The following is a 14572-nucleotide window of genomic DNA, read 5'->3' as shown; positions in this document are numbered from 1 at the left end:
TCCGCAGTAGCTCAGTGGTAGAGCTATCGGCTGTTAACCGATCGGTCGTAGGTTCGAGTCCTACCTGCGGAGCCATATTTATAGAGAAGTACCCAAGTGGCTCAAGGGGCTCCCCTGCTAAGGGAGTAGATCGCGAACGCGGTGCGAGGGTTCGAATCCCTTCTTCTCTGCCAGAACTGGCCCGTTGGTCAAGTGGTTAAGACACCGCCCTTTCACGGCGGTAACACGGGTTCGAATCCCGTACGGGTCATACTAAAAGAGATAGCATAATCTGCTATCTCTTTTTTGTTGTATAAAAGTGAACTTTGGATAGTCTGCTTTTTTATGCAATAGAAGAAATATGAAGTATGGGCTGTTACAGTTGGGTATATAGAGCCGTAAATACAATCATGTTGTTTATTTGGGCCTGTATGAATATGAAGGAACTATCTATCTAAAATGATACCTCAAGTTGAACTTTTACCCCAGCTGTATGGCTGTAGCCTCCTACACTTGGAGAAACGGATGAAAATACATCCGGGAGCTACTGTGGAAAATAAATAATATATAGAAGAAGCTGCCTCTCAATAGGGTGACCTACTGGAGACAGCTTTTTTATGTTGTCATTATTGTCGAGTTTTGTCGGTAAGTCGATATATTGCAAAAATCGCTGATATAATTTGAGTTACGATCGATAAATTTTAATAATCGCTGATATATTTGGAGTTACGGTCGATATATTCTAAAAATCGCCGATATAATTTCACTTACCGATGAAAACCACAAGAAAAACCCTTTCACAATCTAAAGAAAACGCCTCCATTGAAATGGATTCCACACCTATTCCAATAACTTTACACTCTATGTGAAAAAGTTCACAAATAGGTCATAATTTGTGAAGTAATTCACAATAATACGTGCTACAATATGAATGTAAAGAAGTTAAACAACATTAAATTAGTATTTTAATTAATTACTTAAACAATCATAAAAAAATATATGTGAACAATAGAGAGGGGAAATTACCATGAAAAAAGGTATCAATCGTGTAGTATTAGTAGGAACAGGAGCTGTAGGTTGTAGTTACGCTTACTCAATGATTAACCAAGGTGTAGCTGAAGAATTCGTATTAGTAGATGTTAATGAAGCAAAAGCAGAAGGGGAAGCAATGGACTTAAGCCATGCGGTACCATTCTCTCCATCACCAACAAAAGTTTGGAGCGGTAGCTATGCAGATTGTAAAGATGCAGATTTAGTTGTTATCACTGCTGGGTTACCACAAAAGCCAGGTGAAACTCGTTTAGACTTAGTTGAGAAAAATACAAAGATCTTTAAACAAATCGTTCGCGGCATTATGGATAGCGGATTCGATGGAATCTTCTTAATCGCAACTAATCCAGTTGATATTTTAACTTACGTAACTTGGAAAGAATCTGGTTTACCGAAAGAGCGCGTAATCGGTTCTGGTACTACTTTAGACTCTGCTCGTTTCCGTTACATGTTAGGTGACTACTTAGATGTAGATCCACGTAACGTTCATGCTTACATCGTTGGTGAACACGGTGACACTGAACTTCCAGTATGGAGCCACGCTACTATCGGTGTACAAAAATTAGAAACAATCTTAGCTAACAACGAACAGTACAAACAAGAAGACTTAGACAAAATCTTCGAAAACGTACGTGATGCAGCTTACCATATCATCGAGCGTAAAGGTGCAACTTACTACGGAATCGGTATGTCACTACTTCGTGTAACTAAAGCAATCTTAAACAACGAGAACAGCGTATTAACTGTATCTGCATACCTTGAAGGTCAATACGGCGAGAAAGATGCTTACGTAGGTGTTCCAGCTGTAATTAACCGCGAAGGTGTACGTGAAATCGTAGAACTTGAGCTAAATGAAGAGGAAAAAGTGAAGTTCGCTCATTCTGTAAAAGTATTAAAAGAAACAATGGCACCAGTACTATAATAATTGCTAAATAATTCAGAGGTGGGAAACTGCTTCTTACCTCTGAACTTATATAATTTAATATAAATTCCTTTTCCGGTTTCCCTTGTATATCCCCAATATACCCCTTTTGCTGGATAAGGGTCGTTTATAGAAAAGAGCACTCTATTTTACGTAGAGTGCTCCTTATTATTCCGCTATTTGCCGGGCAGTAAAAACCCACTGATTAAAGTTTCATTTTATTATTTTTTAGGTGTTAATCCTAATTTCTTTAAAATATCTGCCAGTGTACTGCTTTTGGATTTTTCTACAGGTGTTTGTGATTTAGATGCATCTGGACCTTTTTTCAAGAAGTTCCTTTCAACGAAGCGAATATCTTTTTCGTCGACAATACCATCTTTATTAAGGTCTCCGTCTTTTACAGTTACTCCTTTTTTACCATAGTTGCTAGCGATAATTTCAGCATCTTTAATATCGATTACTTTATCAGCATTTACATCGCCGGTAAGGTTTTCGTCAGGTCTTGCATAATAATATTGGCCAAGCAGCTTACCGTCTTTTTCAGTACCAAGTTTCGTTGTTAGGCGGCTTGTTAAATGTCCTGGCACCTCTACATATAAGTTATAGTCGCGTTTATTAACTGGAAGTCCATTTAGTTTGAAGTATCCGTATTTATCTAGTGAGCCTTCAAACTTATGACGGTAAGAATCAGTCGCATATACTTTTACGCCAAGCTTTGTATAATCGAACTTTTCATCTAAATATTCGCGTTCATTTAAGAACGCACCAGGTTTAATATTTCCTTCTACTAGTGAGTTTAAGGACATAACTGAGAATGTTTGATCTTGAAGTACACGCATTCTATTTGGTTCTGATTCACCTTGTTTCCAGTAAACAAAAATTGGTGACTCTAATTGAGCGTTTGCTTCATAAAATTCATCATTTTCTACTTTGAAAGTTACATCAATGAACGGGAAATCACCATCTAATCCAGCAAAGTTTTTGTCATCGATAGCGCCGCCAACTGTAACAGAACCTGCCTCTAATTTCGGTTCATTTACTTTTGCGGTTACTCCTTTTTCGGAAAGTAGCTTTTCAAAAGCAGGATTAAATTTCGCATTTCAATAACATTGTGACAAAAAATATTGAGAAACATTTTTTTATGACAGATTATTTTGTTTTGATTTTGAGTGGAAAATAGCATGAAAAATAGGATAAACATAATAAAATAAAGGTTGAGAAAAAATAATTGGTAAAAATATAGAAGAATAATAAAGCGTTTTCAATTAATATTCGTCAAAATTCGATATTTTACACGGAAATGTGAAGAAAAACTAACATTTTTAAGAAAAAAACGAATGTTTTTTATAAATTAACAAGGATATTGCAGTTTTTCGCAGAAATAGTTAAAGTATAAAAAATTCTGTCATCTAAGTGAGGTGAGCATATTGAGTGTAATAAATTGTGAAGAAGTGAAACGAGATGAGTTTCATACAGAAAAGTACTATGAAAGTTATAACATCTTTGGCGCACATGTTGTGACGGAAGATGAGATTCAAGGGGTACGATTTACAGTCTGGGCTCCTCATGCGAAAGCAATGAGTGTTGTTGGAGATTTTAATGAGTGGGATTATGAGCAACATAAGATGCTACAAGTGACAGAAGAAGGGATTTGGTCCTTATTTATACCGCATATTGAAGAAGGAGAAATATATAAATATGCGATTGAAACGTTGGCTGGTGACGTCATTTTAAAGGCAGATCCGTATGCTATATATGCAGAAGTAAGACCGAATACGGCATCTGTAGTTTTTGATATAAAAGGATATGAATGGAATGATAAAAACTGGAATCGTAAGAAAAAGAAAAAACCGATTTATAAAGAAGCGATGACAGTTTATGAATTACATTTTGGTTCTTGGAAAAAGAAAGAAGATGGAACACTATATTCTTACAGGGAAATGGCAGAAGAACTCATTCCGTATGTGGTGGAACATCAATTTACACATATTGAAATTATGCCGCTTGTTGAGCATCCATATGATCGTTCTTGGGGATATCAAGGAACGGGATATTATGCAGCGACGAGTAGATTTGGTACACCGCATGATTTAATGTATTTTGTCGACGAATGTCATAAATATGGAATCGGTGTCATTTTAGATTGGGTACCGGGGCATTTTTGTAAAGATGCTCACGGTTTATATTTGTTTGATGGCACACCGACCTATGAATATAAAGATAAAGATGTACAAGAAAATCTAGTATGGGGAACTGTCAATTTTGATTTAGGAAAGAGAGAGGTACGTAATTTCTTAATTTCAAATGCGTTATTTTGGATGAGATATTTCCATATTGATGGTTTCAGAGTAGATGCAGTTGCGAACATGTTGTACTGGAATAAAGAAGGACAAGAGCAAAGTAATGAGTACGCTGTGTCATTTTTACGGGAGTTAAATGAAGCAGTGTTTGCAGAGGATGAAGATTTTCTTATGACGGCAGAGGATTCAACAGCTTGGCCACTTGTAACAGCACCAACGTATGAAGGTGGGCTTGGATTCAATTACAAATGGAATATGGGCTGGATGAATGACGTGCTGAAATATATGGAGTGTGCGCCAGAGTACAGAAAATATATTCATGAGAAAATGACGTTCTCTTTACTATATGCTTACTCTGAAAACTTCATATTACCCCTTTCTCATGATGAAGTCGTTCATGGGAAAAAGTCGTTATTAAATAAAATGCCAGGTGATTACTGGGATAAGTTTGCTCAGCTTCGTTTGTTATATGGATATTTCTTTACTCACCCAGGAAAGAAATTACTTTTCATGGGAGGAGAATTCGGGCAGTTTGATGAGTGGAAAGACCTTGAAGATTTAGATTGGAATTTACATGATTTTGAAATGCATCGTTATATGCATGATTACTTTAAAGAGCTCATAGCATTGTATAAGCGCTCAAAACCACTTTGGCAGCTTGATCATTCGCCTGAAGGTTTTCAGTGGATTGATGCTAATAATAACGAGCAAAGTATTTTCTCGTTTATCCGCCAAGGGGATAAACAAGAAGATGCGTTAGTTATCGTATGTAATTTTACGAAAGCTACATATGAAAACTATAAAGTAGGTGTACCAGATTTCGAGTATTATAACGAGATTTTAAACAGTGATGCACAGCAATATGGCGGTTCGGGACAAGTGAATAAGAAACGTCTTAAGACGATTCTAGAACCGTACCATAATCAAGCAGCACATGTAGAGATTACAATTCCACCATTTGGCGTATCCATATTACGACCAGTGAAGACGAGAAAGGGGAGCAAAAAACAAGATGGCTCAAAAACAAAAGTGCGTAGCAATGTTACTAGCAGGGGGAAAAGGTAGTCGTTTAAGTGCATTAACAAAGAATTTAGCCAAGCCAGCTGTTCCATTTGGTGGTAAATATCGCATTATTGATTTTACGCTAAGTAACTGTGCGAATTCTGGTATTGAAACGGTTGGGATTTTAACGCAATATCAACCACTCGAACTTCATAATTATATCGGAATCGGAAATGCGTGGGATTTAGACCGAGTAAACGGTGGGGTCACAGTCTTACCTCCTTATGCGGAGTCTTCAGGGGTTAAGTGGTATACAGGTACGGCAAGTGCCATTTATCAAAACTTAAACTATTTAAGTCAGTATGAACCGGAGTATGTTCTCATTTTATCAGGCGACCATATTTATAAAATGGATTACAGTAAGATGCTAGATTACCATATTCAGAAAGAATCGGACGTATCCATTTCTGTTATTGAAGTACCTTGGGATGAAGCGAGTCGCTTTGGCATTATGAATACAAATGAAGAAATGGAGATTGTTGAGTTTGAAGAGAAACCACAATTTCCAAGAAGTAATCTTGCATCAATGGGAATCTATATTTTTAATTGGTCAATTTTGAAAGAGTATTTAGAGATGGATGCAAGAAACCCTGAATCTAGTAACGATTTTGGAAAAGACGTACTTCCGCTTTTATTGGATGAAGGGAAGAAGCTAATGGCGTATCCGTTTGAAGGATATTGGAAAGATGTTGGAACGGTGAAGAGCTTATGGGAAGCGAATATGGATTTGCTTCGCGATGAAACATCACTGAATTTAAACGATCGTAATTGGCGTATTTACTCTGTCAATCCAAACGAACCGCCTCAATATATTGCTGAAAAGGCGAAAGTAGAAGAATCGCTTATTAACGAAGGGTGCGTCATTGAAGGGGACGTGAAGCATTCTGTGTTATTCCAAGGAGTGACGGTGGAAGAAGGAAGTATGGTGATTGATTCTGTCGTTATGCCAGGGGCTAAGATTGGTAAAAATGTTGTGATTGAAAGAGCGATTGTTGGATCAGAAATGGTTATCGAGGATGGAACAATCATTCGTCCAGAAAAGAATGTTGACGATGTAGTATTAATTGCTGAAGGGAAATAGAAAAGGGGGATGAAATGAATGGGAGAAAAAATGTTAGGGATTATTAATGCAACGGGAAGTTTTCCTTCCTTAAAGAAAGTAACAGGGCATCGTTCACTAGCGGCGTTACCGTTTGGGGGCCGTTATCGACTCATTGATTTCATGCTTTCAAATATGGTGAATTCTAGTATTCATAGTGTGGCAGTTTTTACAAGCCATAAAAATCGTTCGTTAATGGACCATGTTGGTTCAGGAAAACAGTGGGATTTAGATAGAAAACGAGACGGACTATTTTTATTCCCGCCAAACTGCCAATGTGACCAAGATGAATTTGGGTCTTTTGCACACTTTAGAAGACATATTGATTATTTTCTAAGAAGCAGAGAAGAGTACGTTGTTATTACGAATAGCCATCTCGTAACAGCATTAAATTTTCAAGCGGTGTTAGAGCGACATATACATACGGCAGCTGATATTACGGAAGTTTGCCATGAAGGGGTTTCACTTCAAACATATGTGTTAAAGAAACAATTATTGTTAGACTTATTTGAGTCATATAAAGATGTGGAACAATACAGTTTATTTGATGTAGTGAGAGAAAAGCGCGGGAAATCATTACACATTGCTACATATGAACATACTGGATATGTAGCAATTATTGACTCGATTGAAAGTTACTATAAACATAGCTTAGAAATTTTGCAACCTGCTATTTGGAAGCAATTATTTAAGAAAGAAGCACCGATCTTTACGAAAGTAAAAGATGAGCCACCAACTCGTTATTTAAAGGGTGCAGTCGTGAAAAATACAATGATTGCAAACGGTAGTATTATTGAAGGGGAAGTCGAAAACAGTGTTGTTTCCCGTTCAGTTAAAATTGGAAAAGGTTCAATTATTCGTAACAGTATTATTATGCAAAAGAGCCAAATTGGAGATAACTGTATAATAGATGGTGTTATTATTGATAAAGACGTGAAAATTGGTGACGGTGTCGTATTAAAAGGAAACGCCGATGGGCCGTATGTTGTAGAAAAAGGAAGCGTACAAAACAGTACGATTAATAGTTATTCTTAAAAGAATCAGTGGGGGTCTTCCTCCACTGATTAAAGTTTTAATTCAAATGAAAACTCGAAGGGAGGAAGCTGCAAGAGGAGTAATAAAAACTTTTCGCGCAGTGGGACAACAAGTGAATATTTTATTTGCAGTATCAGAATGTGTACCGTTTGTGAAATCGGGAGGATTAGCTGATGTAGCGGGTGCGCTCCCAAAAGAGCTGAAAAAATTAGGAGTGGACGTTCGTATTATACTTCCGAATTATAGCCTCATTCCGCAAAAGTTAAGAGATGGATGTACGTTACATAAAGTAATTAACGTCCCGCTTGGGTGGAGAAATCAATATTGTGGAATTTTAAAAGGTGAGCAAGACGGAATTACGTATTACTTAATAGATAATGAATATTATTTTAAGAGAGATTCTCTGTATGGTCATTATGATGACGGAGAGCGTTTTTCTTATTTCTCAAAAGCGGTGTTAGAGTGTATTCCGCACCTTGATTTTGAAGTGGATGTTCTTCATAGCCACGATTGGCATACGGCTATGGTTAATTTCTTACTTCGTGAAAAGTATCAAGATAACCCGTTATATGAGCGTATTAAAACGGTATATACAATTCATAACTTACAGTTCCAAGGTGTATTTCCTCCTGAAGTAATGTACGACTTGTTAGAACTTGGTGATGAATATTTCCACAGTGAGCAGTTAGAGTTTTATGGGAATGTGAACTTTATGAAGGGCGGTATTATCGCTTCGGATCAAATTACAGCGGTGAGCCCGACATATAAAGAAGAAATTCAATATGAATTTTTCGGTGAGAAGTTAGATGGATTACTGCGAAAATATAATGATAAGCTTAGCGGCATTGTAAATGGTATTGATACGAGCGTATATAATCCAGAAACGGATTCGTATATTAAGGCTCAGTATGATGCAGAGTCATTATATGAAAAGAGTGAAAATAAACGCGCCTTGCAGCGTTATTTTGGTTTGCCAGAAAAAGAGGATACACCAATTATTTCAATGGTAACGAGATTAACGAAGCAAAAAGGTCTTGATTTAGTACGTACTGTATTCCGCGAACTAATGGAAGAAGATGTACAATGTATTATTTTAGGTTCAGGTGATTCGGAATATGAGCAATTCTTTGAGTGGATGGCATATGAGTATCCGGAGAAGGTAAAAGTTTATATCGGATTTAATGAAGAATTAGCTCACCAAGTGTATGCGGGAAGCGATTTGTTTTTAATGCCATCGCTGTTTGAACCGTGTGGACTTGGACAACTTATCGCATTAGCGTACGGTACGATTCCAATTGTAAGAGAAACAGGTGGATTAAACGATACAGTACATTCTTATGATGAAGAAACAGGCGAAGGAAATGGTTTCAGTTTCACGAATTTTAATGCACATGACATGCTGCATACGATTCATCGTGCAATTGAATTCTATCACGATAAACCGGTATGGGAGCAGCTTGTAAAACAAGCGATGACTGAAGATTACAGCTGGGAGCAATCGGCTCTTGCTTATAAGGAATTATATAAAAGTCTCATGGAATAACATGTAGGTGGTGAAAAAATGTTTACTCATGTTGAAAGTTTTAAATCAACTTTTCTAGAAAAGTTAGAGACGATGTATGGTAAAAGTTTTAAAGATTCTACAACTCGTGATCAATATAATACACTCGGCCATATGGTACGTGAGTATATGAATAGTCAATGGATTGCAACGAACGAGAGTTATCGATCCGGAGAGCAAAAGCAAATGTATTACTTGTCTATTGAGTTTTTGCTTGGACGTTTGCTTGGAAGTAACATCTTGAATTTAGGTATTCGAGATGTATGCGAGCAGGGGTTATCTGAACTAGGGATTTCGTTACAAGAGTTAGAAGAAGTGGAAGCAGATGCAGGCCTTGGTAATGGTGGGCTTGGACGCTTAGCAGCCTGTTTTCTCGATTCACTTGCATCTTTAAACTTGCCAGGACACGGCTGTGGAATTCGTTATAAACATGGTTTGTTTGATCAGAAAATTGTTGATGGTTATCAAGTTGAATTTCCAGAACAGTGGCTTCTTCATGAAAACGTATGGGAAGTAAGAAGGCATGATCAAGCTGTAGAAGTAAGTTATTTCGGCAGTGTTGAACCGCTAGAAATTGACGGGCGTTTAGAGTTTAGGCATACAAATGCAGAAGTCATTATGGCCGTGCCATATGATGTGCCGGTAGTTGGCTATGAGACGAGTACTGTAAATACACTTAGACTTTGGAATGCTGAACCAGTTCCTTTCCCGCAAAACTGCAAAGATATTTTGAAATATAAGCGTGAAACAGAGGCTGTATCGGAGTTTTTATATCCAGATGATACGCATGATGAGGGAAAAATACTTCGTTTAAAACAACAGTATTTCCTCGTATCAGCAAGTTTGCAAAATATCGTTCGAATGCATAGAGAAAGATATGGTGACCTTCGTCAACTACATGAAAAAATTGCGATCCACATTAACGATACACATCCGGTTTTAGCAATTCCGGAACTGATGCGTATTTTACTAGACGAAGAAAAGTTAGCATGGGAAGAAGCTTGGCACATAACGACGCAGACGATTTCTTATACGAATCATACGACGTTATCAGAAGCGCTCGAAAAGTGGCCAATTCACATTTTTAAACCGTTATTACCGAGAATTTATATGATTATTGAAGAGATTAATGAACGTTTCTGTCATGAACTTTGGGAACAGTATCCGTATGAGTGGGATCGTATTGAAGCAATGGCGATTATTGCACATGACCTTGTGAAAATGGCTCATTTAGCGATTGTCGGTAGCTATAGCGTAAATGGTGTAGCGAAAATTCATACGGAAATATTAAAGCAGCGGGAAATGCGATTGTTTTATGAATTTTATCCAGATAAGTTTAATAATAAGACGAATGGAATTGCTCATAGGCGCTGGCTTATGAAAGCAAATCCACAGTTAACAAATCTCATTTCAGAGGCGATTGGAACAGAGTGGAAGAAAGAACCGATTAAGCTTCAAGAGCTACAATTAGTTCAATATGATGCGAGTTTCCAAGAGAAATTTGCAGAGGTAAAGCAAGAGCGTAAAGAGATTTTAGCGGAGCGTATTCATAATACAATGGGGATTACCATTGATCCAAATTCTATTTTTGATGTGCAAGTGAAAAGATTACATGCTTACAAACGACAATTATTAAATGTTCTTCATATTTTATATTTGTATAACCGTTTGAAAGAGGATGCTAGTTTTACATTTTATCCGCGTACTTTTATTTTTGGAGCGAAAGCATCACCTGGCTATTATTACGCGAAAAAAATTATTAAATTAATAAATGAACTCGCAAGAAAAGTAAATAATGACCCGTATGTCAGTCAATATATGAAAGTTATCTTTCTAGAAAACTATCGAGTTTCTTTAGCAGAAGATATATTCCCGGCGGCGGATGTAAGTGAACAAATTTCAACGGCGAGTAAAGAAGCATCGGGAACAGGTAATATGAAATTTATGATGAATGGTGCGATTACACTCGGAACGCTAGACGGTGCTAACGTTGAAATAAAAGACCGGGTCGGTGATGATAACTGTTTTATTTTCGGTTTAACAGCAGAAGAGGTTCTTCATTACTATCAAAATGGTGGATATCGTGCAAGTGATTATTATCACCACAATGGGCACATTAAAAAGGTAGTAGATCAGTTAACGAGTGGTTTCTTTGCACAGTCGGGAGCCGAATTTGAAGCAATTTACGATTCTCTCGTTATTCAAAATGATGAATATTTTGTTCTGCGAGATTTTGGTCCATATGCTGAAAGACAAGAAGCTGTCGGTAGAGCTTATGAGAACCGAACGAAGTGGCTAGAAATGTCGATTTTAAATATTGCACAGTCTGGTCATTTTGCGAGCGATCGAACGATTTTGCAGTACAGTAATGAAATTTGGGGTATTGGTAATACAGTTAAACAGTTTTAAAGAGGTTGCTATATTGGGAGATATATTATCGATTTACCAACAAAAATGGATATTAATAAATAAAACGTGCTTAATAAAATTAAGCTCGTTTTATTTATTTTGCTTAAGAAAGAAATGGAACAGTGGTATATATGATACCTGCCCCATCATACTCTCCTGTCGCAAAGTATGAAAATGTAAAGAAACCTGTAACCGTAAAAATTATAATAAGGAAAAATGCGAAGATAAATTTTAACATGTAAGGTCCCCTCATCCAAAAATAACTTCATAGATTATTATAGTATACGAATATTTTATTTCCAATTGTTTACTGGTTAAAAATGAGAAGTCAGACATGTTTTGTATGTTGTAATGGAATGATTATTTGTAATGGATTTTGTGTTTTTTGTAAATGTCATGTTGTGATGGACGTGTGCATACTCCCAGTCATGATCATTAAAATTTATGTTTCGGGGAGGGAGAAGTGGAACGACATCGAATAAGTTGACGAAACGAAAGCTACTAGCTACTTGTAGTTTATAATAATTTCGAAAAGCGATATCTCCTACTTTTGGAGAAGCGAATGTATAAAGTCCATACTGTGCGAAGGCAGTATTTATACGTGCATCTAATATGTGTAATGTGGCAAGCGCGCCACCTAGACTATGCCCAGTAGCTAGCAGTTTTTTATGTGCTGGCAATGATACGAGCATATCCATAATAGAATCACGACAAGACTCATAAATAGAGAGAAAACCGTTATGGACATTTCCGCCATTTAAAGCATAAGGATAAGGTTTTTGATTGACGAGAGAATCAATAATCCAATCTGGATCTGTTTGAGTGCCTCTGAAGGCAACGATAATTGTATCCGCAGATTCTAATATAAATCCGAACCATTCTGTTGTTTGAATGGCCTTTCCTTGAAAACCTTGTACATATTGAAAACCATCTGGTATTTCGAAAATACCATTTTGTTTATATTGTTCATACGTTAACTCACAACAAGAAGCTAACAGTATGGCAGTTTCTTTATCAAAGGATAAAGGAGTACGCATTAAGGTAGCCCTCCTTAAGAAAAGGTATAGTTTAATATATGCGGTGAGGAACTTGATTCATTCTTTTGGAGGTGGGGAATAGCTTGTATCGCTTACCTAAATCAGTGGAGGAAATTATAATGGCAAAATAAAACAGTGCCTGATAAGGGCACTGTTTACTCTTTTTCATCTCAAGGAATCGACTTTTTTAGTTATTCTTAATGAACTGACGCATGCGTTAGTTGCATAAGTAAGAGGTTTGAAAAAATAGCCTGTATATATTTGAATGATGAATAACTTACCTATTTTCTTGTGTTTGTTTGCGTTACATACAGAAAAAATTCGGAAAATAAAACATATTATTTATCTGTTTGTTTTTGCTTCTTTTTCAAATACTCCGTACGCAATTTTTCAAGTTGCTGCTTTTTATCAAATTTGGCAGGCTTCTGTTTTTCATGGAACTTTGCCACAGCTACCTGACTTTTGGAATCCAATTGATATTTTCCCACTTTGTTCACCTACTTTTCTTGTCTCTAAAGAGAATCTACTCAACAAATATAATATACCTTATTTTCCTGAAGTAAACCTTATTACTTTATTTTAACTGCTTTTTCTCGTTTGTAGACGTAAATTAAAACACCCTTTCACTTTATTACTGCAAGCAAGGATGTTTTAATTTTATTATTTTATTAGTTGATGGCCATGCCCACATAAGGGCACAGTTTACTCTTTCCCATCTAATAAACGACCAAGGCCACCTAATACACTACCTTCGCCAGTACTTTGCGCTGCTGGGCTTGTAAGGCGTGCTGCTAATCGGCTAAGTGTTAAGGACTGAATCCAAACTGTTCCAGGTCCTTCTAACGTTGCGAAGAATAAACCTTCGCCGCCAAATAGAGCTGTTTTTACTTTTCCAACGAACTCGACATCATAGTTAATGTCTTTTGTCATAGCAACGAGACAACCTGTATCAATGCGAAGTTTCTCACCAGGTTTTAATTCACGTTTATATACAGTTCCACCTGCGTGCATGAAAGCAAGACCGTCACCTTCAAGTTTCTGCATGATAAAACCTTCACCACCGAAGAAACCAGTTCCTATTTTTTTCGTAAATTCAATTCCGATAGAAACACCTTTTGCGGCACAAAGAAAGGCATCTTTTTGACAAACTACTTTTCCTTGATATTCTGTTAAATCTACAGGAATAATTTTACCAGGATAAGGAGCAGCAAATGAGACGTGGCGTTTGCCGCGACCTGTATTTGTAAATACAGTCATAAACATACTTTCGCCTGTAACGAGACGCTTACCAGCGCCCATTAATTTTCCGAATAAACCTCCAGATGGGCCAGAACCATCACCGAAGATTGTTTCCATTTCTATGTAATCTTCCATCATCATCATTGCGCCAGCTTCTGCGATCACGCTTTCTTCTGGATCTAACTCAATTTCAACAAACTGCATATCATCTCCGTATAACTTATACTCGATTTCATGTGCTCTCATTTTTTTCACCTCGTATGTAATAGATACTTATATTGTACAGAATTTAATAGGATTAGAATACTTTAGTTTTGTTAATTTTCAAATAAAGTGGAACAAACCAAAACTGATTATCAGCTCCCGCCAATCAAGCTGTCCGCAAATACCGGGCTAAAATATGAATATGGAAATTCAACATTATATTAAAATTATAAAAAAATGGTGGAATGAAAGTGTTCTCATTTGACGTTTTGGATATAGCGTGATATAGTGAAATCACTATTGAGCTACATAATGTGGTACGGAAATAAAGCACGTTGAATTAAAGGCTGTAAGCTTGTTATACATTCATGTCCTTTATATCCACCTTTTCATGTGGATTCATAGTTTCATTTTTATTTAGGAGGTACATGACATGCAAACAGGTAAAGTTAAATGGTTCAACAGCGAAAAAGGTTTCGGTTTCATCGAAGTTGAAGGTGGAGACGATGTATTCGTTCACTTCTCAGCTATCCAAGGTGACGGATTCAAAACTTTAGAAGAAGGTCAAGAAGTTTCTTTCGAAATCGTTGAAGGTAACCGTGGACCACAAGCTGCTAACGTTACAAAAAACTAATTAGCTAGCGATAAAAAGCATTCCGATTTTCGGAATGCTTT

At 36.8% G+C, this 14572-nt stretch carries 11 protein-coding genes, 3 tRNA genes and 2 pseudogenes; 10 read left to right on the top strand and 6 right to left on the bottom strand.

All coding sequences use genetic code 11. The features are described 5' to 3' along the window. From HFD78_RS20020 to HFD78_RS20010, 3 genes are all read left to right on the top strand, one after another. Window positions 1-75, top strand: a tRNA-Asn gene (locus tag HFD78_RS20020). Between the two features lie 7 nt (window positions 76-82). Then, window positions 83-173 (top strand) — tRNA-Ser (locus HFD78_RS20015). 5 nt (window positions 174-178) lie between these two features. Further along, a tRNA-Glu gene (locus HFD78_RS20010) sits at window positions 179-250 on the top strand. Window positions 251-347: 97 nt separating this feature from the next. Here the strand turns inward: HFD78_RS20010 and HFD78_RS29575 are convergent. Continuing rightward, window positions 348-523, bottom strand: a pseudogene (locus tag HFD78_RS29575) (IS4 family transposase); the annotation flags it as partial. A gap of 483 nt (window positions 524-1006) precedes the next feature. Here HFD78_RS29575 and HFD78_RS20005 point away from each other — a divergent pair. After that, window positions 1007-1951, top strand: coding sequence for an L-lactate dehydrogenase (locus HFD78_RS20005; protein WP_000715340.1), 945 nt, complete (start codon window positions 1007-1009; stop codon window positions 1949-1951). Between the two features lie 221 nt (window positions 1952-2172). Here HFD78_RS20005 and HFD78_RS20000 read toward each other — a convergent pair. After that, a pseudogene (locus HFD78_RS20000) lies at window positions 2173-3051 on the bottom strand (dockerin type I domain-containing protein); the annotation flags it as partial. A 327-nt stretch (window positions 3052-3378) separates the two neighbouring features. On the opposite strand from HFD78_RS20000, the gene glgB reads away from it, so the two are divergent. The 5 genes from glgB (at window position 3379) to glgP (ending at window position 11417) form a co-directional block, all read left to right on the top strand. Beyond that, entirely contained in the window at window positions 3379-5316 is a 1938-nt protein-coding gene (gene glgB, locus HFD78_RS19990) for a 1,4-alpha-glucan branching protein GlgB (protein ID WP_000111398.1), read from the top strand. Beyond that, window positions 5264-6394: a glucose-1-phosphate adenylyltransferase gene (gene glgC / locus HFD78_RS19985; RefSeq protein ID WP_000057606.1), complete on the top strand. Its 1131-nt coding sequence runs from the start codon at window positions 5264-5266 to the stop codon at window positions 6392-6394. The genes glgB and glgC overlap by 53 nt, the downstream gene beginning before the upstream one ends. Before the next feature lie 18 nt (window positions 6395-6412). Next, window positions 6413-7447, top strand: a complete 1035-nt coding sequence (gene glgD / locus HFD78_RS19980) for a glucose-1-phosphate adenylyltransferase subunit GlgD (protein ID WP_000504164.1) — start codon at window positions 6413-6415, stop codon at window positions 7445-7447. A 112-nt stretch (window positions 7448-7559) separates the two neighbouring features. After that, window positions 7560-8990 (top strand): glycogen synthase GlgA, encoded by a 1431-nt coding sequence (glgA, locus tag HFD78_RS19975; RefSeq protein WP_048568044.1) that lies wholly within the window; start codon window positions 7560-7562, stop codon window positions 8988-8990. Window positions 8991-9008: 18 nt separating this feature from the next. Continuing rightward, window positions 9009-11417 carry a glycogen phosphorylase gene (glgP, locus tag HFD78_RS19970; protein ID WP_000494101.1) on the top strand — a complete coding sequence of 803 codons (2409 nt, stop codon included), beginning with the start codon at window positions 9009-9011 and terminating at the stop codon, window positions 11415-11417. 103 nt (window positions 11418-11520) lie between these two features. Here the strand turns inward: glgP and HFD78_RS29845 are convergent, their stop codons facing one another. The 4 genes from HFD78_RS29845 to HFD78_RS19955 all read right to left on the bottom strand — a co-directional run bounded on the left by HFD78_RS29845 (window position 11521) and on the right by HFD78_RS19955 (window position 13939). Next, window positions 11521-11655, bottom strand: coding sequence for a hypothetical protein (locus tag HFD78_RS29845; protein ID WP_000911064.1), 135 nt, complete (start codon window positions 11653-11655; stop codon window positions 11521-11523). A 76-nt stretch (window positions 11656-11731) separates the two neighbouring features. Continuing rightward, entirely contained in the window at window positions 11732-12454 is a 723-nt protein-coding gene (locus HFD78_RS19965; RefSeq protein WP_001260132.1) for a lipase family protein, read from the bottom strand. A gap of 338 nt (window positions 12455-12792) precedes the next feature. Further along, window positions 12793-12942, bottom strand: a complete 150-nt coding sequence (locus HFD78_RS19960) for a hypothetical protein (protein WP_000521639.1) — start codon at window positions 12940-12942, stop codon at window positions 12793-12795. Window positions 12943-13156: 214 nt separating this feature from the next. Continuing rightward, window positions 13157-13939 (bottom strand): TIGR00266 family protein, encoded by a 783-nt coding sequence (locus HFD78_RS19955; RefSeq protein ID WP_033668367.1) that lies wholly within the window; start codon window positions 13937-13939, stop codon window positions 13157-13159. Window positions 13940-14330: 391 nt separating this feature from the next. Here HFD78_RS19955 and cspD point away from each other — a divergent pair, with 391 nt between their 5' ends. Then, window positions 14331-14531, top strand: coding sequence for a cold-shock protein CspD (cspD, locus tag HFD78_RS19950; protein WP_001193054.1), 201 nt, complete (start codon window positions 14331-14333; stop codon window positions 14529-14531). The last annotated feature ends 41 nt before the right edge of the window (window positions 14532-14572 follow it).

The organism is Bacillus sp. EKM501B (assembly GCF_011800505.1).
In the GTDB taxonomy this organism is placed as follows: Bacteria; Bacillota; Bacilli; order Bacillales; family Bacillaceae_G; genus Bacillus_A; species Bacillus_A cereus.
Note: the sequence above shows the minus strand (reverse complement) of the source record. Positions and strands in the feature narration are given on the sequence as shown.